Origin of the sequence: Streptomyces sp. NBC_01224 (assembly GCF_036002945.1) — a bacterium.
Classification (GTDB): Bacteria; Actinomycetota; Actinomycetes; order Streptomycetales; family Streptomycetaceae; genus Streptomyces.
In genome coordinates this window covers 8,572,372-8,597,135 of record NZ_CP108529.1, presented here as the reverse complement: position 1 = coordinate 8,597,135, position 24,764 = coordinate 8,572,372, and the positions used below count along the sequence as shown (strand labels likewise).

Genomic DNA, 24,764 nt, shown 5'->3' with positions numbered 1-24,764 from the left:
CGGCCCGGGCGGCCCCTGCGGTGCGTACGGCGTGCCGACTACGGCTGCTGGAAGCCTGCGGCCTGCAGGATCTTCTGCGCCTCGGGGGTACTCAGCCACTTCACGAACGCCGTGGCGGCCTCGGCGTTCTTGGACTGCCGCAGCGTAGCCGCCGGGTAGGACGCGACGGCGTTCTGCGCGTCGGGGATGTCGACGGCGTCGACCTTGTCGGTGGCCGTGGCGGCATCGGTCTTGTAGACGATGCCCGCATCGGCCTCGCCCAGCTCGACCTTGCTGAGGACGGCGCGGACGTTGGGCTCCTGGGACACCGGCTTGACGGTGAGCTTCTGGGCGTCGAGGACCTGCTTGCTGTAGCGGCCGACCGGAACCTCGGGTGCGGCCAGGACCACCTTGAGCTTGGGGTCGGTCAGGTCCTTCAGGTTCGCGATCTTCTCCGGGTTGCCCTCCCCGGTGGCGATGACGAGGCGGTTCTTGGCGATGACGGTGGGGGTACCGGTGTCGGACTTCAGCCCGTCCATCGTCTTGGTGTCCGCGGTGACCAGGGCGTCAGCGGGTGCGCCCTGCTTGACCTGGGCGGCGAGTTCCTGGGACCCGGCGAAGGAGAACGTCACCTTCGTACCCGGGTGTTCCTTCTCGTACGCGGCGCCCGCGGTCTTGAACACATCGGTGAGCGAGGCCGCGGCCAGCACCGTCAGCCGGCCCTCGGGGGCGCCGGACGACGCCGCGGACTTTCCGGCGGAGTCCTTCTTGTTGTCGTCGCCGCTCCCGCAGGCGGCGAGCGGGAACAGCAGGGCGGCGGTCGCGATCGCGGCAGCGGTGCGACGCCTGGTGAAGGTGGTCGTCATGTTGACGGGGGGCTCCTTGAAGTTGATGTGCGTCGCAGGTGATGCGCGATCAGACGCGGTCGATGTGCACGTTGGTGGACTTCACACGAGCGGTGGCCTGCATGCCGACCTCCAGGCCGAGTTCCTCGACGGCCTCCCGGGTGAGCAGCGACACCAGCCGGTGCGGGCCTGCCTGGATCTCGACCTGGGCCGCGACATCGCCGAGCTTCACTCCGGTGACGATGCCCGGGAAGGCGTTGCGGGCCGACGTGTACGAGCTCTCGTCCTCGCCTCCCCCGCCCTGGCCGATCTCGATGGAGAACGCGGCCAGATCACGGCCGTCGATGAGCCTGCGGCCGCCTTCGTCACGGTGGGTCGCGACCCTTCCGGCGTCCGCCCAGCGACGGGCCGTATCGGGGCTGACCCCCAGCAGACGCGCCGCCTGCCCGATTGTGTAGGACTGCATGTGCGACAAGATATTCGGATTGATCTCGCAACTGCAATCCGTACAGCCGATCTATGGAGCAAATACCAGGTGCATTGGAGGAAGCGCCAAATCACCGGAGCCACGCCGGGTACGCGACGGTGTGTGAAGGATCAAGTGCGCTCGGAGAGGGCAAGGTCACAGACTGAGCCCCTGCTGCTCGTCTGAGACCTGACCTAGCATCTGGGCATGACGGTCCTGCCTGCCGACGGGCTTTCGTTGGCCGCCGAATTCCCTCACCCCGCCCATGAGCAGTGGCAAAGCCTTGTCGAAGGCGTGCTGCGCAAATCGGGCAAGGATGTCGCGGGTTCGGCCGCCGAGGAAGCACTGTCCACCACGGTGGAGGACGGGCTCATCACCCGCCCCCTCTACACCTCGCGCGACAGCGCGCCCGATGCCGGATATCCGGGCTTCGCCCCCTTCACCCGCGGCGGCAAGGCCGAGGGCAACGCGGCGGGCGGGTGGGACGTACGACAGCGGCACACCCTGTCTGATCCTGCGCGTCTCAACGAGGCGGTGCTCGCCGATCTGGAGAACGGTGTCACCTCGCTGTGGCTGACCGTGGGCGGTACCGGCGGCGTTCCGGTGTCCGCCCTGGCGGGGGCGCTGGACGGCGTATATCTCGATCTGGCTCCCGTGGTGCTGGACGCCGGAGGCGAATTCGACGCTGCGGCGACGGAGTTGCTGCGGCTCTACGCGGAGCGGGGCGTCGGTGCGCGGACCGCACGCGGCAACCTCGGCGCCGACCCGCTCGGGCAGGCCGCCCGCAGCGGCGCCGAACCCGCCCTGACGGCGGCGGTCCACTGGGCACAGCGGTGCGCGCAGGAGTATCCCGGATTGCGGGCCCTGACCGTCGACGCCCTGCCGTACCACGAGGCCGGCGGCTCGGCGGCCGAGGAGCTGGGCGCTTCGCTGGCGACAGGTGTCGCCTATCTGCGGGCGCTGACGGAGGCCGGGCTCTGTGTCGAAGAGGCCTGCGCGCAGATGGAGTTCCGGTACGCAGCGACGGCCGATCAGTTCCTGACCATCGCCAAGCTGCGGGCCGCTCGACGGCTGTGGGCCCGGGTGGCCGAGGTGTGCGGGGCCGCCGACGCCGGGGCGCAGCGCCAGCACGCGGTGACGTCCTCGGTGATGATGACGCGGCGCGATCCCTGGGTGAACATGCTGCGGACGACGCTGGCATGTCTGGGCGCGGGTGTCGGCGGGGCCGACTCCGTCACCGTGCTGCCGTTCGATCACGCGCTGGGGCTGCCGGACGCGTTCGCCCGGCGCATCGCCCGCAATACGTCGACGATCCTGCTGGAGGAGTCGCATCTGGCCCGGGTGATCGACCCGGCTGGCGGCTCCTGGTACGTGGAGCGGCTCACCGCCGAACTCGCCGACGCCGCCTGGGCGTTCTTCCAGGAGATCGAGCGGTCGGGCGGTCAGGAGGCCGCCTTGCGCTCGGGAATGATCGGCGCGCGTCTCGCGGCCACCTGGGCAGCACGCAGCAAGGATCTGGCGCGACGCAAGGAGCCGGTCACCGGGGTCAGTGAGTTCCCGCAGCTGGCGGAGCGCGCGGTGGAGCGCGAGGCGGCCCCCGTCGAGGTGCCCGCCATGGGATCGGGCGGTCTGCCCAGGGTCCGTCGTGACGAGGCTTTCGAGGTGCTGCGCGCCCGGTCGGACGCCCATCTCGCGGCGACAGGGCAACGGCCCCGGGTGTTCCTCGCCGCGCTCGGACCGGCCGCGGCCCACACCGCGCGGGCGTCGTTCGCCTCGAACCTGTTCCAGGCCGGCGGGATCGAACCGGTCCACGACCCGGTCTCGGTAGACGCGGCAACGGCCGCCGACGCATTCAGGGCCGGCGGAGCCACCGTGGCGTGCCTCTGCTCCAGCGACACGCTCTACGCCGAGCAGGCCGGGGCGGTCGCCGAGGCGCTGGGCTCGGCCGGCGCCCAGCGAGTGTTCCTCGCGGGCGGACCCGGCGAGTACACCGGTGTCGACGAGTACGTCTTCGCGGGCTCCGATGTGGTGGCCGTGCTCTCTTCCCTTCTCGACCGTATGGGTGTGGCGTAATGCGTATCCCTGACTTCTCCGACATCGAGCTCGGACCCGGCGGCGCCGCCGAGGTGTCCGAGGACCAGTGGCGCGCCTCGGTGAAGGAGTCCGCCGGCAGTTCCGACGGCGACCTGCTGTGGGAGACCCCGGAAGGCATCACGGTCAAGCCGCTGTACACCGGGCGCGACCTGGAGGGGCTCGACTTCCTCGGTACATATCCGGGCATGGCCCCGTATCTGCGGGGCCCTTATCCGACGATGTACGTCAACCAGCCCTGGACGATCCGGCAGTACGCAGGGTTCTCCACCGCCGAGGAGTCCAACGCCTTCTACCGCCGCAACCTCGCGGCCGGACAGAAGGGCCTCTCCGTCGCCTTCGACCTGCCGACCCACCGCGGCTACGACAGCGACCACCCGCGGGTGACCGGCGACGTCGGCATGGCCGGCGTGGCGATCGACTCGATCTACGACATGCGTCAGCTCTTCGACGGCATTCCGCTGGACAGGATGTCGGTTTCCATGACGATGAACGGCGCGGTGCTTCCCGTACTCGCGCTGTACATCGTGGCCGCCGAGGAACAGGGCGTCGGACCAGAAAAGCTGGCCGGGACCATTCAGAACGACATTCTGAAGGAGTTCATGGTCCGCAACACGTACATCTATCCGCCGAAGCCCTCGATGCGGATCATCTCCGACATCTTCGCGTACACCTCGCAGAAGATGCCGCGCTACAACTCGATCTCCATCTCCGGCTATCACATCCAGGAGGCGGGTGCGACAGCCGATCTGGAGCTGGCGTACACCCTCGCGGACGGGGTGGAGTACCTGCGGGCCGGGCGGGACGCCGGTCTTGACGTGGACGCGTTCGCACCGCGGCTGTCGTTCTTCTGGGCGATCGGCATGAACTTCTTCATGGAAATCGCGAAGTTGCGGGCGGCCCGGCTGCTCTGGTCCAAGCTGGTCAAGGAGTTCGAGCCGAAGAACGCCAAGTCGCTGTCCCTGCGTACCCATTCACAGACGTCGGGGTGGTCGCTGACCGCGCAGGACGTGTTCAACAACGTCACGCGGACCTGCGTGGAGGCGATGGCCGCGACCCAGGGGCACACCCAGTCGCTGCACACCAACGCGCTCGACGAGGCCCTCGCCCTGCCCACGGACTTCTCGGCGCGGATCGCCCGGAACACCCAACTGCTGCTCCAGCAGGAGTCGGGCACCGGCCGGGTCATCGACCCGTGGGGCGGCAGCGCGTACGTGGAGCGGCTGACGTACGACCTGGCGCGCCGGGCCTGGCAGCACATCCAGGAGGTCGAGGCGGCGGGCGGCATGGCGCAGGCCATCGACGCGGGCATCCCGAAGCTCAGGGTCGAGGAGGCCGCGGCCCGTACCCAGGCGCGCATCGACTCCGGGCGCCAGCCGGTGATCGGGGTCAACAAGTACCGGGTGGAGACCGACGAGCAGATCGATGTGCTCAAGGTCGACAATTCCTCGGTGCGCACCCAGCAGATCGAGAAGCTGCGCCGGCTGCGCGAGGAGCGCGACGAGTCCGCGTGCCAGGCCGCGCTGCGGGCGCTGACGGCGGCGGCCGAGCGGGCCCCCGGCCCCGGTCTCGAAGGCAATCTGCTGGCGCTCGCCGTCGACGCGGCACGCGCGATGGCGACCGTGGGCGAGATCTCGGACGCCCTGGAGAAGGTGTACGGGAGGCATGCGGGCCAGATCCGTACGATCTCCGGTGTGTACCGCAACGAGGCAGGTGAATCCCCTTCCGTGGACCGGACCCGGGCGCTGGTGGACCAGTTCGAGGAGGCCGAGGGGCGCCGTCCGCGCATCCTGGTCGCCAAGATGGGGCAGGACGGCCACGATCGCGGCCAGAAGGTGATCTCGACGGCCTTTGCCGACCTGGGCTTCGACGTCGACGTCGGCCCGCTGTTCCAGACGCCGGCCGAGGTGGCGCGGCAGGCGGTGGAGGCGGACGTGCACGTCGTGGGCGTCTCCTCGCTGGCCGCCGGGCACCTCACCCTCGTACCGGCGCTCCGCGAGGAACTGGCAGCCGAGGGCCGCGACGACATCATGATCGTGGTGGGCGGGGTGATTCCGCCGCAGGACGTCGAGGCGTTGCACGAGGCGGGGGCGACGGCGGTGTTCCCGCCCGGCACCGTGATTCCGGATGCCGCGTACGACCTGGTGACGCGGCTCGGTGCCGCGCTCGGCCACGAGCTGTGAGCCGCTGACCCGATGCCTCCGAAGATCGACATCGACAGCTATGTGAAGGGGGTGCTCGACGGGAAGCGGGCGTACATCGCGCGCGCGATCACTCTCGTCGAGTCCACCCGCCCCGATCACCGGGCGCTGGCCCAGCAGTTGCTGCGCGAGCTGCTGCCGCACTCGGGGAACGCCCGGCGCATCGGGATCAGCGGCGTGCCGGGGGTCGGGAAGTCCACGTTCATCGACGCGCTCGGCACGATGCTCACCGGGCTCGCTCACCGGGTCGCGGTGCTGGCCGTCGATCCCTCCTCCAGCCGTACCGGCGGCTCCATCCTGGGCGACAAGACCAGGATGGAGCAGCTCGCGGTGGACCCCGCGGCGTTCGTACGTCCTTCTCCGACCGCCGGGACGCTCGGCGGGGTGGCCAAGGCGACCCGGGAGTCCATCGTGGTGATGGAGGCCGCGGGGTACGACGTTGTGCTGGTGGAGACGGTCGGCGTCGGTCAGTCGGAGACGGCGGTGGCCAATATGGTCGACACGTTTCTGCTGCTGACCCTGGCCCGTACGGGCGATCAGCTCCAGGGCATCAAGAAGGGCGTCCTGGAGCTGGCGGACGCCATCGCGGTCAACAAGGCGGACGGCCCGCACGAGCGTGACGCACGAGCGGCCGCGCGCGAACTGGCGGGCGCACTGCGGCTGATGCACCCGGTCGACGCGGCCTGGACGCCTCCGGTACTCACCTGCAGCGCCCGGGAGTCGACCGGTCTCGAGACGCTGTGGGAGCGGCTGGAGCAGCACCGTGTGCTGCTCGAATCGACCGGCCGGCTCGCCGCGAAACGACGTGACCAGCAGGTCGACTGGACCTGGACGATGGTGCGGGACGAGCTGCTGGAGAGCCTGCGCGGCCATCCGGAGGTGCGCGCGCTCACTCCGGCGCTCGAACAACGGGTACGGGACGGCGAGTTGACGGCCACACTGGCGGCCGAGCAGATCCTGGGGGCGTTCCGGGGCACGACCCCGGCGGCGGAGGGCGGTGCCCCTGGGGGGTGACCGGCGACGCGAGACCGGATGTCGCGCGGCCGCCCTGCGCGCGACGACGGCAGTTCGACGACAGGAGCTAGAGATCGAGCTGGTACTCGACCGACTTGTGCGTCGGCTCGTAGCCGAGCGCGTCATTGACACTCCGCATGTACGTGTTGCTGTCTGCGGTGTCCGCCAGCAGCCCGTCGAGGCCCGGGTGGCGTTCGCGGGCCTGCAGGATGGACTGCGCCTTCATCCACCGTGCGAGGCCGTGCCCCCGGTGTTCGGGGAGGACTCCGGTGCCGTAGTGCTGGCCGTCGCCCTTTCCGTCGCCCGGGAAGACCAGTTCGGTGAAGCCCGCGATCGTGGAGTCGGACTCGTCGACGGCGGCAACGGTGTGGAGCAGCTCGCCGCGTGCCGCGACGGCGGCCGCGGCGGCCCGGACCCGGTCCACGTCCCAGACGACCGTGCCGTAGTCGGTGTCGTCCATGGGCATGTCGTCCATGGCGCGGCGCGACGCGGCAAACGTCGGCGCAAGGTCGTGCGGGACGGTGCCGTCCCAGGACACCAGCCGGTAGCCCGGATGCGGCTGTCCGACGATCCTGCGGAGAGCTCCGGTGTCGGCCTTCGCCAGCGGTAGGCGGGCGTACGTCAGGGTGAGGACCTTGCGCAGCCCCTTGGCCCGCAGAAAATGATCGCCGGAGGAACCGGCCTCGACCTGTGTGATGACGCTGCGTCGACCCTCCTCGCGGGCAGCGACGACGACCGCGTCCAACAGTTGTGAGCCGATGCCGTTGCGGCGCTCCGCCGGGTGGACGTGGAGTTCCAGTTCGGCGAGATGGTCCTGGCCCTCACGGGTGAAGACGCGCAGGAAGGCCGAGCCGACGGGGCTGCCCACGGGGTCGGACGCCAGCCACGCCAGCCGGTGGCTCGCGCCGGCACGGTCGGGGTCGGTCAGTGCTGTGATGCGTATCGACAAGATGACTCCTCCGCGCCGAGGGCGCCGGTCAGGACGGGTGGGCGGGCGTGCAGCCCGGAGAACCACATCACTCCGCGAGCGCCGCGGCAACCGGATATCGCAGCCGTCGCCGCCGGCCCGGTGCGCGCGCCGTGGTAGGGTGCGTTTGGTACATGTGTACGCCTCGAATCGAGGCGCCGGTGCCGATTCGCTCTCGTAGAGCTGCTGCGCCCGTCCTTTCCTGACCGGTGATCCAGCTTTCCCGCAGCACTTCTTCCCGTCCGGTACGGACTTTCCCCGTCCGGGCTTTCCTGCCCGTTGCCCGGGGCGTGATCTCTTCCGCCCCATGCCGACCGGGCCCCTTCATTCGCCATGTCCGCGAAAGGACCACCCGCATGACCAGCACCCTCGAACACCCCGTCGCTCAGCAGGAATTGCCCACCGAGGCCGCCGGTTTCCTCGACATCACGCACCAGGGGCACGGCGCACTGCGCGTCCGTGGCGGCCACCCCTCCCCCGGCGACGTACAGGTCTCCGCCGCCCTGATCCGCCGCCACGGCCTGCGCAAGGGCGATGTCGTCGAAGGCTCCTGCGACCGGCCCCGCACCCTGTCCGGGGTCGGACGAGTCAACGGCCGCTCTCCGCAGGCGCTGCGCGGTCGGCCCCACTTCCGCGATCTCACCCCGCTCCACCCCTGGCATCGGCTGCGCCTGGAAACACCGTCCGGCAGTCCGGCCATGCGCCTCGTCGACCTGGTCTCCCCGATCGCCAAGGGGCAGCGCGGACTGATCGTCGCGCCGCCCAGGACCGGCAAAACCGTGCTGCTGCAGCAGGTCGCGGCAGCCGTCGCCGCCAACCACCCCGAGTGCCATCTGATGGTGGTGCTGCTCGACGAACGCCCGGAGGAGGTCACGGACATGTGCCGGTCCGTACGGGGCGAGGTACTCGCCTCGACGTTCGACCGACCCGCGAAGGAGCACATCGCGCTCGCCGAACTCGCGGTCGAACGCGCCAAGCGTCTGGTCGAACAGGGCCAGGACGTCGTCATCCTGCTGGACTCCCTCACCAGGCTGTGCCGCGCCCACAACAACGCGTCAGCCGCGGGCGGACGCACCCTGAGCGGCGGCGTCGACGCGGCTGCCCTGCTCGGCCCCAAACGGCTCTTCGGTGCCGCACGACTCACCGAGGAGGGCGGCTCCCTCACCATCCTGGCCACCGCGCTGGTGGAGACCGGCTCCCGCGCCGACGACTACTTCTTCGAAGATCTGAAGAGCACCGGCAACATGGAACTCCGGCTCGATCGCACGCTGGCGGACAGGCGCACCTACCCGGCCGTGAACATTCAGGCTTCCGGCACCCGGCGCGATGAACTCCTTGTTCCGGAAGCCGAGTTGCGGGTGGTACGCGGACTGCGCCGCGCGCTGCACTCCAGGGACCCGCAGACGGCACTCGAAACACTGCTGGACCGAATCCGGCACACTCCGGACAACGCGGCTTTCCTCCGTACGGTCCACCGCACCCTCCCGGATACCTGAGCCTGCCCGAGCCGCGCCGGACGGGGCAATAGCATGGACCGCCCTTGCACGATCCGTCCCTCACGAGCACAGGGAGAGCAGGCACATGGAATTCCGCCGACTCGGCCGCAGCGGTCTGACCATCAGTGAGATCGCCTACGGAAATTGGCTCACCCACGGTTCCCAGGTGGAGGAGGACGCAGCGATCGCCTGTATCCGCGCCGCCCTCGACGCCGGGATCACCACCTTCGACACGGCGGACGTCTATGCCGAGACGCGGGCCGAAGCCGTCCTGGGCCGGGCGCTCAAGAACGAGCGCCGCGAGGGACTCGAGGTGTTCACCAAGGTCTACTTCCCGACCGGTCCCGGGCACAACGACCGGGGGCTCGGCCGCAAGCACATCATGGAGTCCATCGACAACTCGCTGCGCCGCCTGCAGACGGATTACGTCGACCTGTACCAGGCGCACCGCTACGATCACTCGACCCCGCTGGAAGAGACCATGGAGGCGTTCGCCGACGTCGTCCGCTCCGGCAAGGCCCTCTACATCGGCGTTTCGGAATGGACGGCCGACCAGCTCCACGCCGCACATGGGCTGGCCCGCGAACTGCAGGTGCCGCTGATCTCCAACCAGCCGCAGTACTCGGCCCTGTGGCGGGTCATCGAAAGCGAAGTAGTGCCCGCTTCCGAGGAGTTGGGCATCGGTCAGATCGTCTGGTCACCGATCGCTCAGGGCGCCCTCACGGGCAAGTACAAGCCCGGTGCGCCGCTCCCGGCCGGCTCTCGGGCGACGGACGACAAGGGAGGCGCAAGCATGGTCGCCGGCTGGCTCCGTGACGACGTGCTGGAGCGTGTCCAGCGGCTGCGGCCGCTCGCCGACCAGGCCGGCCTGAGTCTTGCCCAGCTCGCGGTCGCCTGGGTGCTACAGAACTCCAATGTCTCCGCCGCGATCATCGGCGCCTCCCGGCCCGAGCAGGTGACGGAGAACGCCGGGGCGGCGGGTGTGACACTCGACGCGGAGCTGCTGAAGGGCATCGACGACATCCTGGACCCGGTGGTGGAACGGGACCCGGGGCTGACGGCCGGGCACGAGAGCAACAGCTGATTCGACCGGCCCGCAGGTGTGGGGCAGGGGCCTCCGCGACAACGGCCCCTGCCCCACCACCTCGGATGCCCGGGGCGAACCGGAGGCGTGTCGCTGCCCGGCATCGGTCACAACGGCATCGGTTTCGTGGGTCACTCCCCTGACACGTCGCGACAAAAGGAATGTGACCGATGGACGAACCGGAACTTGTGGCGGCCCGCTTCGAGGAGCACCGGCCCCGGCTGCGGGCCGTGGCCTGCCGGATACGGGGTCAGGTGCCGGTGTGCAGCGAGGCGGTGTGCTCGCGGACCTGCGCCGGTGTGAGGTAGGAGTCCGTGTACTCGAAGTCGCGCAGCTTGGCCGGGTTCCGGGACTGGAAGCCGGTGCGTACGAAGTCGTCGCCCGCGATGGCGTTGAGCATCCAATTGGTCATGACCCGCGCCTTGGCCACATTGGTCCGCAGCGCGGACCAATGGTAGCCACGGGCGACGGCCTGCGCGATGATTCCGTGCATTTCGATGCCGATCGGCTTGGAGACCGCGTCCTTGCCACCGAGGTCCACGACAAGACCGAGATCCTTGTGGACGTACGGCTTCAACGGCTGGTGCCGCAGCGTGGCGATGAGGTTGTCGGCGAGCCTGCGGCCCTGGCGCATGGCGTGTTGCGCGGTGGGAGGGCAGACCGCCCCGTCGCCCTTGCTCAGGTCCGGTACGGCCGCGGCGTCGCCGAGCGCGAAGACTCCGTCGAAGCCGGGCAGCCTCATCTCGGGCGTCACCGCCAGCCGGCCGCGTACGGTCTCCGCGTCGAATGTGGCGACCAGCGGACTCGCGGTGACTCCCGCCGTCCAGATCAGTGTGCGGCAGGGCACCACCCGGCCATCGGTGAAGGTCACCTTCTCCCGCCCGGCCTCGGCGACCGAGACTCCGAGCGACACCTCGATGCCACGTGCGCGCAGCACCTCCAGGGCGCTCCGGCCGAGCTTGTCCCCCAGTTCGGGCATCAACTTCGGGGCGATGTCGATGAGATGCCACTTGATCAGCTTCGGGTCGAGCCGTGGGTAGTGCCTGACCGCGTTGGTGGTGAGGCGCTGCAGACAGGCAGCCGTCTCGGTGCCCGCGTAACCGCCGCCGACCACCACGAACTGCAGGCGCGAAGCCCGCTCGTTCTCGTCGTGGCTGGCGTCGGCGAGATCGAGCTGAGCGATCACGTGGTCACGCACGTACGCCGCCTCGGCCAGCGTCTTCATACCCCGGGCGTTGTCGAGCAGGCCGGGGATATCGAAGGTACGGGTGACGCTCCCGGGGCTGAGCACGATGTAGTCGTAGGGCTCGTAGACGACCTCGTCGGTGATCTTGCGGACGACGCAGATCTTCGCTTTGGGGTCCACTCCGATGGCCCCGCCCGGGATGATCCGGGTGCGGTGCTTGCGACTGCGGCGCAGCGACACCGCGACCGACTGCGGGGTGAGCACACCTGCCGCCACCTGCGGCAGCAGGGGCAGGTAGAGCTGGTACGAGAACGGGGCGACGAGCGCGATCTCAGCTTCGCCCGGGATCAGCCCGCGCTCCAGACGGCGTACGCACTCCACCCCGGCGAATCCGGCGCCGACAACGAGAATCCTGGGTCGTGCCACAGTGTTCGTCCCTTCTCGGGCCTGCACGGTCGTTCCGTTCGCCTGCCCCGTCGCACGCGCCCGTCAGGTCACATCTTTACGAGCCGCATCCGACTTCGCCTGCTGGGGAGGGCGGACGGACGACACCACCGGGTCAGCGGGCCAGTAGGGTGACGGCCGTGCAGGTGCCGCCGACCGCACCCACAAGCACGACACCGGCGGCCACGCAACGTGCCTTGAGCCTGCGGTAGCGCGCCTCGTATTCGCCGCGCAGCCCGGTGGCGCGGGCGGAGATACGGCAGAGCACGGCCCGCGACGTGGCGAGGCGGTCCGCGGTGTACACCCGTTCCACGTCCTCGCGTTGTGCCGTGGTGAGCCAGGGCAGCTCGTCGGTGAAGCGGCCGGCCTGTCGTCGCGCCTCCTCGACCTCGGCGTTCCACAGCAGATAGCCCTCCAGCTGCGCCAGACCGCGGGCACTGTCCTTGTCGGGGTCCACTCGCTCCTCCTCTCCCTGGGTCGCCGTGCTCACGCCTGCCTGTCCCCCGGGGTCCACGTCGACCCGGCGCCGGGACGGTTGAGGTCTTCGTCGAGGGAGCGCACAGAGGGGTGGTGCAGGTCGAACGCCGGGGATTCGGAACGGATCCGCGGCATCGTGTGGAAGTTGTGCCGCGGCGGCGGGCAGGAGGTCGCCCACTCCAGCGAACGGCCGTAGCCCCACGGGTCGTCGACCCCTACGTTCTTGCCGTACTTCGCGGTCTTCCACACGTTGTAGAGGAACGGCAGCATCGACAGGCCGAGCAGGAACGAGGAGATCGTCGAGATCGTGTTGAGCGCGGTGAAACCGTCGACGGCGAGGTAGTCCGCGTAACGACGCGGCATGCCCTCGGCACCCAGCCAGTGCTGGACCAGGAACGTGCCGTGGAAACCCACGAACAGCGTCCAGAAGGTGATCTTGCCGAGCCGTTCGTCCAGCATCTTGCCGGTGAACTTCGGCCACCAGAAGTGGAATCCGGCGAACATCGCGAAGACCACGGTGCCGAAGACGACGTAATGGAAGTGCGCGACGACGAAGTACGAGTCCGAGACGTGGAAGTCCAATGGAGGCGACGCCAGGATCACACCGGTCAGACCACCGAAGAGGAAGGTGACCAGGAAGCCGATCGACCAGAGCATCGGCGTCTCGAAGGACAGCGATCCCTTCCACATCGTGCCGATCCAGTTGAAGAACTTCACACCGGTCGGTACCGCGATGAGGAATGTCATGAACGAGAAGAACGGCAACAGCACACCGCCGGTGACGTACATGTGGTGCGCCCACACAGTCGCCGAGAGGCCGGCGATCGCGATCGTCGCGCTGATCAGACCGATGTAGCCGAAGATCGGTTTTCGGCTGAAGACCGGAATGATCTCAGTGACGATCCCGAAGAACGGCAGCGCGATGATGTACACCTCCGGGTGGCCGAAGAACCAGAAGAGGTGCTGCCAGAGCAGCGCGCCGCCATTGGCCGCGTCGAAGACGTGCGCACCGAACTTGCGGTCCGCCTCCAGCACCAGCAGGGCCGCCGCGAGGACCGGGAAGGCCAGCAGGACCAGCACAGCGGTCAGCAGGACGTTCCAGACGAAGATCGGCATGCGGAACATCGTCATGCCGGGGGCGCGCAGGCAGATGATCGTGGTGATGAAGTTGACCGAACCGAGGATCGTACCGAAGCCGGAGAAGGCCAGACCCATGATCCACATGTCGCTGCCGATGCCCGGCGAGCGGACCGCGTCGGTCAGCGGGGAATAGGCGAACCAGCCGAAGTCGGCCGCGCCGCTCGGGGTGAGGAAGCCGGCCACCACGATGATCGAGCCGAAGAGGTACAGCCAGTACGCGAACATGTTCAGCCGCGGGAACGCCACATCGGGCGCGCCGATCTGCAGCGGCATGATCCAGTTCGTGAATCCGGCGAAGAGCGGCGTCGCGAACATCAGCAGCATGATCGTGCCGTGGATCGTGAACGCCTGGTTGAACTGCTCGGGCGAGACGATCTGGATTCCGGGACGGGCCAGCTCGGCGCGCATGACCAGGGCCAGCACGCCGCCGACGATGAAGAAGGCGAACGATGTGACCAGGTACAGCGTGCCGATCGTCTTGTGGTCGGTGGTGGTCAGCCACTTGATGACGACGTTTCCCGGTTCCTTGGCCCGGACCGGAAGCTCGTTCGCGTACGCCTCCTCTTCCTCGGCTGCCCCTGTTGTGCCCGTCGTCGTCACTGGGACGCTCCTTCGATTGTCATTCGCGAGTGGACTGAGCACCCGGCAGGGGCGCCGCCTCCACCGGCCGGCCGGCCGACAGGCCGATCCCGCGCGCGTCACGCCAGATTCCAGGTGCAGCAAATCAGCCGCGGGGCCACTATGCGCGGCCCTGCGCCCGCCGTCGCGTGACTTTCACTCGTCAGGGCGTCCTGGGGTCCGGGCCTCGGCCCGCTCGCACACGGTCGATGCCGGTGCGGACTTCCGCATCGGCGGCGGACGCCTCGGAGCAGCCCGAACTCCCGTACGGCCCAACGCTGTTACCGCCGAATCCGGTGAACGCCCGGATCGGTGACCGGTCCCGGGCGACCCGGCTGTCGCTCAGGCCAGCCCGCCCGTCGCGCGCACGTTCTGGCCCGTGATCCACCGACCGTCGTGGCCGGCCAGGAAGGCAACCACATCGGCCACATCGGAGGGTTCGCCCAATCGGCCGAGAGGGGTCATGCCGGCGACTGCCTCGAGCGCCTGCGGCTGGTTGGTTCCGCGCAGCAGATCGGTGTCGGTCGCGCCGGGCGAGACGGTGTTGACCGTGATCCCACGCGCTCCGAGTTCGTGGGCGGCAATGGTGGTGAGTTGCTCGACCGCACCCTTGCTGGCGGCGTACGCAGAGATGCCTGGGCCCGGCCGCACGGTGTTCGCCGTGGAGATGTTCACGATGCGACCGCCGTCGCGCATCCGCCGGGCCGCATGGCGGATCGTCATGAAGACCGCTCTGGTATTGACCGTCATCACCTTGTCGAACACGGCCGGGTCGGTGTCCGCGATGAGGGACGGGGTGAGGCACAGTGCGGCGTTGTTCACCAGGATGTCCAGGCCGCCCAGCTGTGCCTCGGCGGCTTCCATCAACTGCTCCGGCGCGTCCGGGTCCGCGAGATCGAGCCGGATGGCCCAGGCCTTGCCGCCGTTGTCCTGCACCGTGCGGACGACCTCTTCGGCCGCGTCGTCGCTGGTGGCGTAGTTGAAGACCACATGGGCCCCGTCGCGGCACAGGCGCTCGACGATCGCGCGGCCGATGCCCCGCGACCCTCCGGTGACCACAGCGTTCCTGCCTGTCAGCACGGTCTCTCCCCCTCCAGGAGCAGTTGATCCGGGTCATTCGAACCTACCGGCACAGCGGCTCCTTGTACGCGATTGCGCAGAGAACCATCGGCCCCGGCCGAGCGGCTTCGGTGCCGGCTCGGTACACGGAACCGCCCCGGCCGGGCATGGTGCCGGCCGGGGCGGGAGGGGTGGGGGCTCCGGGATGCGCCCCTTTCCGCGACTGTCGCGTCAGCCGATGGCGGCGATGGCCTGCGTGAACGTCGCCGACGGGCGCATGACGGCCGAGGCCTTGGCCGGGTCGGGCTGGTAATAACCGCCGATGTCGGCCGGCGAGCCCTGCACCGCGATCAGCTCGTCGATGATGGTCTGCTCCTGCTCTCCCAGCGTCTTCGCGAGCCCGGCGAACGCCTGCGCAAGCTGCGCGTCGTCGGTCTGCTGCGCCAGCTCCTGGGCCCAGTAGAGGGCCAGGTAGAAGTGGCTGCCGCGGTTGTCGATGCCACCCAGCTTGCGACTCGGCGACTTGTCCTCGTTGAGGAAGGTGCCGGTCGCGCGGTCGAGGGTGTCGGCGAGGACCTGGGCACGCGAGTTGCCCGTGGTCGTCGCCAGGTGCTCGAAGCTGGCCGCGAGCGCGAAGAACTCACCCAGGCTGTCCCAGCGGAGGTAGTTCTCCTTGACGAGCTGCTGGACGTGCTTGGGCGCGGAGCCGCCGGCACCGGTCTCGAACAGTCCGCCGCCGTTCATGAGCGGGACGATGGAGAGCATCTTCGCGCTCGTGCCCAGCTCAAGGATCGGGAACAGGTCGGTCAGGTAGTCACGCAGCACATTGCCCGTGACCGAGATGGTGTCCTCGCCGCGGCGGATGCGCTCCAGCGAGAACGCGGTCGCCTTCACCGGCGACATGATCTCGATCTGCAGGCCGTCGGTGTCGTGGTCGGCGAGGTACGTCTTGACCTTGGCGATCAGCTGCGCGTCGTGGGCGCGGTCCTCGTCGAGCCAGAACACGGCCGGGACGCCGGTGGCGCGGGCGCGGGTGACGGCGAGCTTTACCCAGTCCTGGATCGGCAGGTCCTTGGCCTGGCACATGCGGAAGATGTCGCCCGCGCCCACGACCTGCTCCAGCACGGCATTGCCGCTGCCGTCGACGACCCGCACCGTACCGGTGGTGGGGATCTCGAAGGTCTTGTCGTGGCTGCCGTACTCCTCGGCCTTCTGCGCCATCAGGCCGACGTTCGGCACCGAGCCCATGGTCGACGGGTCGAAGGCGCCGTTGGCGCGGCAGTCGTCGATGACGACCTGGTAGACACCCGCGTAGCTGCTGTCGGGGAGCACCGCGAGGGTGTCGGCCTCCTTGCCGTCCGGGCCCCACATGTGACCGGAGGTGCGGATCATGGCCGGCATGGAGGCGTCGACGATGACATCGCTCGGTACGTGCAGGTTGGTGATGCCCTTGTCGGAGTCGACCATGGCCAGCGCGGGGCCTTCGGCGAGCTCGGCCTCGAAGGATGCCTTGATCTCGGCGCCCACGTGCGGCACCGAGTCCAGGCCCTTGAGGATGCCGCCGAGGCCGTCGTTCGGGGAGAGACCGGCCGCGGCGAGCACCTGGCCGTACTTGGCAAAAGTGTTCGGGAAGAAGGCGCGGACCACGTGGCCGAAGATGATGGGGTCGGAGACCTTCATCATGGTGGCCTTGAGGTGGACGGAGAACAGCACGCCTTCGGCCTTGGCGCGGGCGACCTGCGCGGTGAAGAACTCGCGCAGGGCCGCGACTCGCATGACCGCCACATCGACGACCTCGCCCGCGAGCACCGGCACCGACTCACGCAGAACGGTGGTGCTGCCGTCGTCGCCCGCGAGCTCGATGCGCAGCGAACCGGCCTCGGCGATGACCGTGGACTTCTCGGTGGAGCGGAAGTCGTCGACGCCCATGGTGGCGACGTTCGTCTTCGAGTCGGCCGACCAGGCGCCCATCCGGTGCGGGTGCGCCTTGGCGTAGTTCTTGACCGAGGCGGGGGCGCGGCGGTCGGAGTTGCCCTCGCGCAGCACGGGGTTCACCGCGCTGCCCTTGACCTTGTCGTAGCGCGCGCGGACGTCCTTGTCCTCATCGGTCTGCGGGTCGTCCGGGTAGTCCGGAAGTGCGTAGCCCTGTGCCTGCAGCTCGGCAATGGCAGCCTTCAGCTGCGGGATCGAAGCCGAGATGTTCGGCAGCTTGATGATGTTGGCCTCGGGCGTCTTGGCCAGCGCGCCGAGCTCGGCGAGCGCGTCGTCGATGCGCTGGCTCTCCTGGAGGCGCTCGGGGAAGCTGGCGATGATGCGCCCGGCCAGCGAGATGTCACGGCTCTCGACATTGACCCCGGCCGTCGAGGCGTAGGCCTGGACCACGGGCAAGAACGAATACGTCGCCAGGGCCGGGGCCTCGTCGGTGTGTGTATAGATGATGGTCGAGTCAGTCACCCTGTGCTCCGCTCCACGTCTGCAACATTGCTTGACATCAAGATATCTCGTGATCGCTGCCGACTCGACAGGGCCCTGCCCCCAGCTTCGGCAGGAGCCACCACGGGCGCCGGGTTCAGGGACGCCCCGACGGCGGGACTTCCTCCCTGGGCGGCACCGGACCGGGCGGGGTGCCGTCGCCGAACGGGCGTCCGCCCAGCTCTTCCCGGTGGTGCGGGGTCAGCCAGCCCGACAGATCGGGGCCGACGGGCACGATGCCGGTGGGGTTGATGCCTGTGTGGACCCGGTAGTAGTGCTGCTTGATGTGGTGGAAATCGACCGTGTCGCCGAAACCGGGGGTCTGGTACAGGTCTCTGGCGTACGCCCACAGGACGCGGTCCTCGGCCAGCTTCGAACGGTTGCACTTGAAGTGTCCGTGGTAGACGGCGTCAAAGCGCACCAGTGTGGTGAACAGCCTGATGTCGGCTTCGGTGAGGCAGTCGCCGACGAGATACCGCCGGTCCGCGAGACGCTCGGACACCAGGTCCAGGCGGCCGAACACATCCTGGTAGGCGGCCTCGTATTCGGACTGCTGCGCCGCGAAGCCCGCGCGGTACACGCCGTTGTTGACATCGCGGTAGATGTCCTGCATGACCTCGTCGATCTCGTCACGCAGGGCCTCGGGATACAGGTCGGGGGCGCCCTGCCGGTGCAACGCGGTCCACTCGGTCGCGAAGTCCAGCGTGATCTGCTGGAAGTCGTTGGTGGCGAGCCTGCCGCTCGGTACGTCGACGATCGCGGGCACGCTGACCCCGCCGGGGTAGTCCCGCTCCCGCGCGTTGTACGCCTCGCTCAGGTACCGGATGCCGAGCACCGGGTCCCTGCCGTCCTCGTCCAGGGTGAAGCGCCAGCTGCGGTCGTCCTGGATCGGGTCGGCGACGGCCAGCGAGAGGGCGCTCTCCAGCCCGAGGAGCCGCCGGGAGACCAGGGAGCGGCTCGCCCACGGGCAGGCGCGGCTGACGACCAGCCGGTAGCGGCCGGCCTCGACGGGCCAGCCGTCCCGGCCGTCGGCGGTGATGCGGTCGGCGAAATGGCTCCCGGACCGTTTGAAGGCCTTGTGCCCGTACGCCGCGTTGCCATTCGCCCCTGCGCCGGTGGTCGCGCTCATCTCGCTCTCCTTCATGGCGTTCTCCCTACGGACGGACTGCGGACGGACCGGTGTGTACGACTCCTGCTGCGGCGCTCCCCGCGCACATCTGCCAGCCCGACGAGCAGAGCGGCCAGGACGAAGGCGACCGCGACGACGAGCCCGTGGTGGTAGGCGATGGCCCATCCGTCGCCGCCCAGTTGGGCGAAGAACATCGAGCCGACGGCGGCGATCCCGATCGCCGACCCGACGCGCTGGCCGGTCTGGAGGGTTCCGCCGGCGCTCCCCGCCCTGGCCACCGGCACTCGGGAGAGGGTCAGTGTCTGGTTCGGGGCGATGACCAGGCCGCTGCCCAGACCGGCCAGGAGCAGTGGGGCCACCATCGCCCACCCCGCGCCTCGCCCGGGCACCAGATGCACGGCGAGCGCGGTGGCCGCCAGCCCCACGGCCACCGTGGTCAGACCGGTCACGACGAGGGGGCGCCCGAATCGGCCGACCATTCGGCCGCCGGGGCTTGCCGCGACGGCCGCGCCCAGTGCAAAGGGTGTGATGGCGAGTCCCGCCTGCAGGGCGGAGTAGTGCAGTCCGCTCTGCAGGTAGAGCGTGGTGATGAAGAAGATCGAGGTGAATCCGGCGAAGTACATCAGGCTCAGCAGACAGCCCAGCCAGTAGGAGCGGACCCGGAAGAGCGACAGGTCGACGACCGGTTGCGTGCCGCGTCTGCCGCATCGGGACTCCCAGCCGACAAAGACGACGAGCAGCGCCACGGCCACCGCGATCAGCAGCCACTTCCGGTTGCCGGGCCACTGCTGCGACTGCACGAAGGGCAGCAGCAGAGCCAGTACGCCCGTGCCGAGCAGCAGCACGCCGAGGGGGTCGAGGTCACGCAGGCGCACCCGGCCGGCCGAAGGGGTGTCCGGGAGCAGGCGCCGGGCAAGCAGAAGGCAGACGGCGCCGAGCGGCAGATTGACGTAGAACACCCAGCGCCAGCCTTCCTCGGCCCCGGCCGCCTGGATCAGCAGGCCACCGGCGAGCGGGCCGACAGCGGTGGAGATGGCGACCACGGTGCCGAACATGCCGAAGGCCCGGCCGCGCTCCTGGCCGGAGAACATCTGCTGGATCAACGCGGAGATCTGCGGCGAGATCATGCCTCCGGCAAGGCCCTGCACCAGACGGGCGACCACCAGCCAGAGGCTGGACTGAGCGGCTCCGCAGGCTGCTGATGCCAGAGTGAACAGGGCGAGCCCGGCCATGAACACCACGCGGCGTCCCCGCGCGTCACCGAGCCGTCCCGCGGGGATCAGGAACAGGCCGAAGGCGAGCGAGTAGCCCGAGAGGACCCATTGCAGGTCGGACTCCGGGGTGTGGAGCCCTTCCCGGATCGACGGCAGGGCGACATTGACGATGGATACGTCCAGCAGGGTCATGAACCCCGCGATCAGACACACCGCGAGCGCCCGCCACCGGCGCGGGTCGGGGGTGCCGGGGCCGGGGCCGGGGTCAGAGTGAGCATCCCACCCCGCAGCGCCCCAGTGAGCTGCACTCTCTGCCATGGCTCGCACCCTAGGACCAAGGGCCCCGATACTCATCCCGGCAGGGCCGCGACGGCGGTTTTCCGGCATCCGTTTCAGTGGACGGGAGGCACCGGGCGCAGGACACGGCCGTGTCCCAGGGGGAGGACACGGCCGTCGACGGTCCGCACGGGGTCCGGATCGTGGCGTTCGAGAAACCGGTCGGCCGGACGCGCCGTTCGCAGCGGCGGTGCGGTCACACCCCCGGCAGGCGGTGCGTGGACCGTCGCAGGTAGAAAGCCCAGGTCACCACCAGGCAGAGGCCGTAGTACCCGAGGAACGCCAGATAGGCGGCCTGTCCGTTGTGTGTCTCCAGGAAGGACTGTCGGAAGGCCAGGTTGACCAGCACTCCGCCGAAGGCGCCGATCGCCCCGGCCACCCCGATCAGTGCCGTGGTCTGCCGCCGCGACCTCCGCTCGGCCTCGGCCGGCGACGTGCCGCCCGCGATTTCGGCCCGCGCCCTGGCCCGGAAGATCGCCGGGATCATCTTGTACGTCGACCCGTTGCCCGCCCCGCTGAGCACGAAGAGGGCGACGAACCCGCACAGGAAGAGCGCCAGCGAGTGCTGCCGGGACGCCTCCAGCACCACGCCCGCGCCCAGCGCCATCGCCGCGAAGGTCCAGAAGGTCACTTGGGCGCCGCCGAACCGGTCCGCCAGCAGCCCGCCCAGCGGGCGGGAGAGCGAGCCGAGCAGCGGCCCGAGGAAGGTGAGGGAGGCCGCTTTCACCGGGGTGTCGAACTGCTCGTGGAACTGCACCTGGAGGACCTGACCGAAGGCGAAGCCGAAGCCGATGAACGAGCCGAAGGTACCGATGTAGAGCACCGACATCACCCAGCTGTGCGCGTCTCCCAGCACCTCGCGCATCGCTCCGCGTTCGTTGCGCGCGCGTGCGAGGTTGTCCATCCGCAGCGCCGCGCCGAGCGCCGCCAGTACGATCAGCGGTAGATAGACCAGCACCAGCAGGCGTGGGTGGCCGGCGCCCGCAGTGGCCAGCACCAGCAGGCCGAGCAGCTGCACCACCGGTACCCCGAGGTTGCCGCCGCCCGCGTTCACCCCCAGGGCCCACCCCTTGAGGCGCTGCGGGTAGAAGGCGTTGATGTTGGCCATCGAGGAGGCGAAGTTGCCGCCGCCCACCCCGGCCACGGAGGCCACCGCGAGCAGTGTGCCGTAGGAGACGCCCGGCCGCAGCACGATCCCGGCCAGCACGGTCGGCACGAGCAGCAGCAGCGCGCTGAAGACGGTCCAGTTGCGCCCGCCGAAGCGTGCCACCGCGAAGGTGTACGGGATGCGCAGCACCGAGCCGACTGCGGTGGGCACGGCGGTGAGCATGAACTTCCCGGCCGCGTCGATGTGGTACTCCGGACCGAGGAAGAGCACCAGCACCGACCACAGGCTCCAGATGGAGAAGCCGATGTGCTCGCTGAGCACCGAGTAGACCAGGTTGCGCCGGGCGATCCGGGCGCCCGCCAGGGTCCAGAAATCGGCGTCCTCGGGATCCCAGTCCTTGATCCGGCGGGTACCGGCATCGGCGGCGGTCGCGGTGACGCTGCTCATCAGCACACCTCCGCAAGCGTCGCCGCGACCACGCGCACCGGCCAGACCCTGAGGTGGGCCGTGGCGCCGTCGGGGGCGTGGTCCTCGTCCAGGCAGCGTCCGGTGCGCAGGTCGAAAGCCTGCTTGAGCATCGGCGAGATCACCACCGGTACGCTCCCCCGGCTGCCGAGCAGGCCGCGCGAGATGACGTGGGCGCCGCTGAACGGGTCGCGGTTCGCCAGCGCGTGCACCGCGCCACCGCGCTCGCGGAAGACCGCAACCTGCTCGTCCTGCGGGCCGACGAGCACCGCGACGCCGCGCCCCGGGAGGAGGTCCTGGTACCGGCAGACCGGTGTCCATGCCCGGCCGTCGTCGATCTCCACCGTGTGCTCGGCGTTCTCGGGCGGATTGGCCTCGCTCATCGTGTGCGTACCTCCAGGGCAGGGCCGGCGATCAGGGCCGGCGCGAGGGGGAACCCGTCCTCTTCGGGACGGGCGGGGCGGATCCGGTCGCGCTCGTGGACGAAGCGCACGGTGGGGTCGGGAGTTCCCGGGGCGTTGGCGAAGGAGACAAAGCGGCGTACCCGCTCGGGGTCGGCGAGAGTGGCCGCCCATTCGTCCTCGTAGGTCTCGACGTGGCGGGCCATCAGTTCGTCAAGCTCCGCGCAGATGCCCAGCGAGTCGTCCATGACGACCGCGCGCAGGTGGTCGAGTCCGCCCTCCAGGCGGTCCAGCCAGGGAGCGGTGCGCTCCAGGCGGTCGGCGGTGCGGATGTAGAACATCAGGAACCGGTCGATGGTGCGGATCAGGGTGTCGTGGTCCAGGTCCGCCGCCAGCAGATCGGCATGACGCGGCGTCATTCCGCCGTTGCCGCCAACGTAGAGATTCCAGCCGTCCGAGGTGGCGATCACCCCGAAGTCCTTGCTCTGCGCCTCCGCGCACTCCCGGGCGCAGCCGGAGACCGCGGACTTGAGCTTGTGCGGTGCCCGCAGACCCCGGTAGCGCAGCTCCAGTTCGATCGCCAGGGCCACCGAGTCCTGTACGCCGTAGCGGCACCAGGTCTGTCCGACACAGGACTTGACCGTGCGCAGCGCCTTGCCGTAGGCATGGCCGGACTCGAAGCCGGCGTCCACAAGCCGGCGCCAGATGCCCGGCAGCTGGTCGACGGTCGCGCCGAACAGGTCGATCCGCTGGCCGCCGGTGATTTTGGTGTAGAGGCCGTAGTCCCGTGCGATCTCGCCGATGGTGATCAGGCCGTCGGGGGTGATCTCGCCACCCGGGATCCGGGGCACCACCGAGTACGAGCCGTTGCGTTGCAGGTTGGCCAGGAAGTGGTCGTTGGTGTCCTGCAGGGCGGCCTGTTCCCCGTCCAGCACGTGGCCGTTGCCGAGGGCGGCCAGGATCGAGGCCACGGCCGGTTTGCAGATGTCGCAGCCCTCGCCGCTGCCGTGCTCGTCGAGCAGGCGGGAGAAGCCTGTGATGCCCTTGACCCGGACGATCTCATAAAGCTCGGCGCGGGTGTGGGTGAAGTGCTCGCAGAGGCCGCGGGCCACCTCGATCCCGCCCGCCTCCAATTCCTCGGCCACGATGGACCCGAGCAGCTTGACGCAACTCCCGCAGCCGGTACCGGCCTTGGTGCAGTTCTTCACCTCGGGGACGGCACGCATGCCCTGCTCGGACACGGCCGCACGGACCGCGCCCTTGCTGACGTTGTGGCAGGAGCAGACCACCGCTTCGTCCGGCAGCACCAGTGGGCCCTGTCGTGCGTCCTTGGCTGGCACGAGCAACTGCTCTGCAGGACCGGGCAGTTGAGACTTTCCGACAGCGAGCGGTCGCAGCGTGGCATAGGACTCGGCGTCGCCGACCAGGACTCCGCCGAGAAGCCGGCCTTCCGCGCTGACCACCAGCTTCTTGTAGATTCCGGCCCGGCTGTTGGCGTACAGCACCTCCAGGGCGCCCTCGGTGGTGCCCAATGCGTCACCGAAGCTGGCCACGTCCACGCCCAGCAGCTTGAGCTTGGTGGAGGTGTCCGCGCCGGTGAATTCGGCGCCCGTACCGGTGAGTTCACGGGCCACCGTGCCGGCCATCGCGTAGCCGGGGGCGACCAGGCCGTAGACCCGGCCGTCGACGGCGAGGGCACACTCGCCGATCGCCCAGATGTGCGGGTCCGAGGTGCGGCAATGCTCGTCCACCGCGATACCTCCTCGCTCGCCGACCGGCAGGCCGCAGTCGCGGGCGAGCTGGTCGCGCGGGCGCACACCCGCCGAGAAGACCACCAGGTCGACGGCCAGGTCGGTGCCGTCGGAGAGCGCCATGGTCCGGGCCCGGCCGTTCTCGTCGGCGTCGATCCGCTGTGTGCCGGCGCCGGTGTGCACGTGAACGCCGAGGTCCTCGATCTTGCGCCGGAGCACTGCTCCGCCGCCGTCGTCGACCTGCAGGGCCATGAGCCGGGGCGCGAACTCCACCACATGGGTCTCAAGACCCATGGCCCGCAGCGCTCCGGCTGCTTCCAGACCGAGCAGGCCGCCGCCGACCACCGCGCCGACCGTGGCGTGCTGGGCGCTCGCGGTGATCGCCTCCAGGTCCTCGATGGTCCGGTAGACGTGACAGCCTGCGGCGTCGTGGCCGGGCACCGGCGGCACGAACGGGTAGGAGCCGGTGGCCAGCACCAGGGCGTCGTAGCGCAGTTCGACGCCGCTGCGAGTGGTGACGGTGCGGGCCCGGCGGTCGATCGCGGTGGCCGGGTCACCGAGACGCAGGTCGATGCCGTGCTGTTCGATGAACCCGGGCGGGCACACTGTCAGTTCTTCTGCCGACGTGCCGGAGAACCAGCTGGTCAGGTGCACTCGGTCGTAGGCGGGACGGGGCTCCTCGGCGAGTACGGTGACTCGCCAGCGGTGTGGTTGTCCGGCGTCGGGCTGTTCGAACAGGGCTTCCAGGAAGCGCTGTCCGACCATGCCGTGGCCGACCAGGACCAGGGACTTCTCGATCACGCGCGGGCTCCTCGGGTGGC

At 69.4% G+C, this 24,764-nt stretch carries 18 protein-coding genes; 5 read left to right on the top strand and 13 right to left on the bottom strand.

Annotation, left to right across the window (positions count from 1 at the left end; genetic code table 11):
- Positions 1–38: 38 nt before the first annotated feature.
- Positions 39–845, bottom strand: coding sequence for a molybdate ABC transporter substrate-binding protein (modA, locus tag OG609_RS38960; RefSeq protein ID WP_327277120.1), 807 nt, complete (start codon positions 843–845; stop codon positions 39–41).
- 49 nt (positions 846–894) lie between these two features.
- On the bottom strand, positions 895–1,290 hold the full coding sequence (locus OG609_RS38955; RefSeq protein ID WP_327277119.1) for a TOBE domain-containing protein: 396 nt from the start codon (positions 1,288–1,290) through the stop codon (positions 895–897).
- A gap of 207 nt (positions 1,291–1,497) precedes the next feature.
- Here OG609_RS38955 and mutA point away from each other — a divergent pair, with 207 nt between their 5' ends.
- From mutA to meaB, 3 genes are read left to right on the top strand one after another with little or no spacing between them, the layout of a single operon-like run.
- Positions 1,498–3,363 (top strand): methylmalonyl-CoA mutase small subunit, encoded by a 1,866-nt coding sequence (gene mutA, locus OG609_RS38950; RefSeq protein WP_327277118.1) that lies wholly within the window; start codon positions 1,498–1,500, stop codon positions 3,361–3,363.
- Positions 3,363–5,564, top strand: coding sequence for a methylmalonyl-CoA mutase (scpA, locus tag OG609_RS38945; protein ID WP_327277117.1), 2,202 nt, complete (start codon positions 3,363–3,365; stop codon positions 5,562–5,564). The genes mutA and scpA overlap by 1 nt, the downstream gene beginning before the upstream one ends.
- A 12-nt stretch (positions 5,565–5,576) precedes the next feature.
- The gene (gene meaB / locus OG609_RS38940) at positions 5,577–6,596 is read left to right on the top strand and encodes a methylmalonyl Co-A mutase-associated GTPase MeaB (protein ID WP_327277116.1); all 1,020 of its coding nucleotides are present in this window, start codon (positions 5,577–5,579) and stop codon (positions 6,594–6,596) included.
- Positions 6,597–6,663: 67 nt separating this feature from the next.
- Here the strand turns inward: meaB and OG609_RS38935 are convergent, their stop codons facing one another.
- Complete coding sequence (locus OG609_RS38935; RefSeq protein WP_327277115.1) at positions 6,664–7,545, bottom strand: GNAT family N-acetyltransferase; 882 nt, start codon at positions 7,543–7,545, stop codon at positions 6,664–6,666.
- Positions 7,546–7,919: 374 nt separating this feature from the next.
- Between OG609_RS38935 and rho the strand changes: the two genes are divergently transcribed.
- Positions 7,920–9,059 carry a transcription termination factor Rho gene (gene rho, locus OG609_RS38930; RefSeq protein ID WP_327277114.1) on the top strand — a complete coding sequence of 380 codons (1,140 nt, stop codon included), beginning with the start codon at positions 7,920–7,922 and terminating at the stop codon, positions 9,057–9,059.
- Between the two features lie 85 nt (positions 9,060–9,144).
- Positions 9,145–10,143 (top strand): aldo/keto reductase family protein, encoded by a 999-nt coding sequence (locus OG609_RS38925; RefSeq protein ID WP_327277113.1) that lies wholly within the window; start codon positions 9,145–9,147, stop codon positions 10,141–10,143.
- 250 nt (positions 10,144–10,393) lie between these two features.
- On the opposite strand, the gene OG609_RS38920 is transcribed toward OG609_RS38925, so the two are convergent.
- The 10 genes from OG609_RS38920 to nirB all read right to left on the bottom strand — a co-directional run bounded on the left by OG609_RS38920 (position 10,394) and on the right by nirB (position 24,744).
- Positions 10,394–11,755 (bottom strand): NAD(P)/FAD-dependent oxidoreductase, encoded by a 1,362-nt coding sequence (locus OG609_RS38920; RefSeq protein ID WP_327277112.1) that lies wholly within the window; start codon positions 11,753–11,755, stop codon positions 10,394–10,396.
- 133 nt (positions 11,756–11,888) lie between these two features.
- Positions 11,889–12,230, bottom strand: a complete 342-nt coding sequence (locus tag OG609_RS38915) for a hypothetical protein (RefSeq protein ID WP_327278335.1) — start codon at positions 12,228–12,230, stop codon at positions 11,889–11,891.
- Positions 12,231–12,259: 29 nt separating this feature from the next.
- Positions 12,260–13,990, bottom strand: a complete 1,731-nt coding sequence (gene ctaD / locus OG609_RS38910) for an aa3-type cytochrome oxidase subunit I (RefSeq protein WP_327277111.1) — start codon at positions 13,988–13,990, stop codon at positions 12,260–12,262.
- A gap of 360 nt (positions 13,991–14,350) precedes the next feature.
- Positions 14,351–15,088, bottom strand: coding sequence for a glucose 1-dehydrogenase (locus tag OG609_RS38905; protein WP_327277110.1), 738 nt, complete (start codon positions 15,086–15,088; stop codon positions 14,351–14,353).
- Positions 15,089–15,298: 210 nt separating this feature from the next.
- On the bottom strand, positions 15,299–17,521 hold the full coding sequence (locus OG609_RS38900) for an NADP-dependent isocitrate dehydrogenase (RefSeq protein ID WP_327277109.1): 2,223 nt from the start codon (positions 17,519–17,521) through the stop codon (positions 15,299–15,301).
- A gap of 115 nt (positions 17,522–17,636) precedes the next feature.
- On the bottom strand, positions 17,637–18,668 hold the full coding sequence (locus OG609_RS38895; RefSeq protein ID WP_327277108.1) for a glutathione S-transferase family protein: 1,032 nt from the start codon (positions 18,666–18,668) through the stop codon (positions 17,637–17,639).
- Positions 18,669–18,679: 11 nt separating this feature from the next.
- Positions 18,680–20,200 carry an MFS transporter gene (locus OG609_RS38890; protein ID WP_327277107.1) on the bottom strand — a complete coding sequence of 507 codons (1,521 nt, stop codon included), beginning with the start codon at positions 20,198–20,200 and terminating at the stop codon, positions 18,680–18,682.
- 214 nt (positions 20,201–20,414) lie between these two features.
- Positions 20,415–21,773 carry a nitrate/nitrite transporter gene (locus OG609_RS38885; protein ID WP_327277106.1) on the bottom strand — a complete coding sequence of 453 codons (1,359 nt, stop codon included), beginning with the start codon at positions 21,771–21,773 and terminating at the stop codon, positions 20,415–20,417.
- Positions 21,773–22,174, bottom strand: a complete 402-nt coding sequence (gene nirD, locus OG609_RS38880) for a nitrite reductase small subunit NirD (RefSeq protein ID WP_327277105.1) — start codon at positions 22,172–22,174, stop codon at positions 21,773–21,775. Before nirD ends, OG609_RS38885 begins: the two co-directional genes overlap by 1 nt.
- On the bottom strand, positions 22,171–24,744 hold the full coding sequence (nirB, locus tag OG609_RS38875; RefSeq protein WP_327277104.1) for a nitrite reductase large subunit NirB: 2,574 nt from the start codon (positions 24,742–24,744) through the stop codon (positions 22,171–22,173). Before nirB ends, nirD begins: the two co-directional genes overlap by 4 nt.
- Between the last annotated feature and the right edge of the window lie 20 nt (positions 24,745–24,764).

What these genes read in the sequence shown, in the direction of transcription:
- OG609_RS38885 (WP_327277106.1), bottom strand. Translation starts at nt 21,773, where the DNA reads ATGAGCAGCGTCACCGCGACCGCCGCCGATGCCGGTACCCGCCGGATC.
- scpA (WP_327277117.1), top strand. Translation starts at nt 3,363, where the DNA reads ATGCGTATCCCTGACTTCTCCGACATCGAGCTCGGACCCGGCGGCGCC.
- OG609_RS38895 (WP_327277108.1), bottom strand. Translation starts at nt 18,668, where the DNA reads ATGAGCGCGACCACCGGCGCAGGGGCGAATGGCAACGCGGCGTACGGG.
- OG609_RS38890 (WP_327277107.1), bottom strand. Translation starts at nt 20,200, where the DNA reads ATGGCAGAGAGTGCAGCTCACTGGGGCGCTGCGGGGTGGGATGCTCAC.
- OG609_RS38925 (WP_327277113.1), top strand. Translation starts at nt 9,145, where the DNA reads ATGGAATTCCGCCGACTCGGCCGCAGCGGTCTGACCATCAGTGAGATC.
- nirD (WP_327277105.1), bottom strand. Translation starts at nt 22,174, where the DNA reads ATGAGCGAGGCCAATCCGCCCGAGAACGCCGAGCACACGGTGGAGATC.
- OG609_RS38955 (WP_327277119.1), bottom strand. Translation starts at nt 1,290, where the DNA reads ATGCAGTCCTACACAATCGGGCAGGCGGCGCGTCTGCTGGGGGTCAGC.
- rho (WP_327277114.1), top strand. Translation starts at nt 7,920, where the DNA reads ATGACCAGCACCCTCGAACACCCCGTCGCTCAGCAGGAATTGCCCACC.
- mutA (WP_327277118.1), top strand. Translation starts at nt 1,498, where the DNA reads ATGACGGTCCTGCCTGCCGACGGGCTTTCGTTGGCCGCCGAATTCCCT.
- modA (WP_327277120.1), bottom strand. Translation starts at nt 845, where the DNA reads ATGACGACCACCTTCACCAGGCGTCGCACCGCTGCCGCGATCGCGACC.
- meaB (WP_327277116.1), top strand. Translation starts at nt 5,577, where the DNA reads ATGCCTCCGAAGATCGACATCGACAGCTATGTGAAGGGGGTGCTCGAC.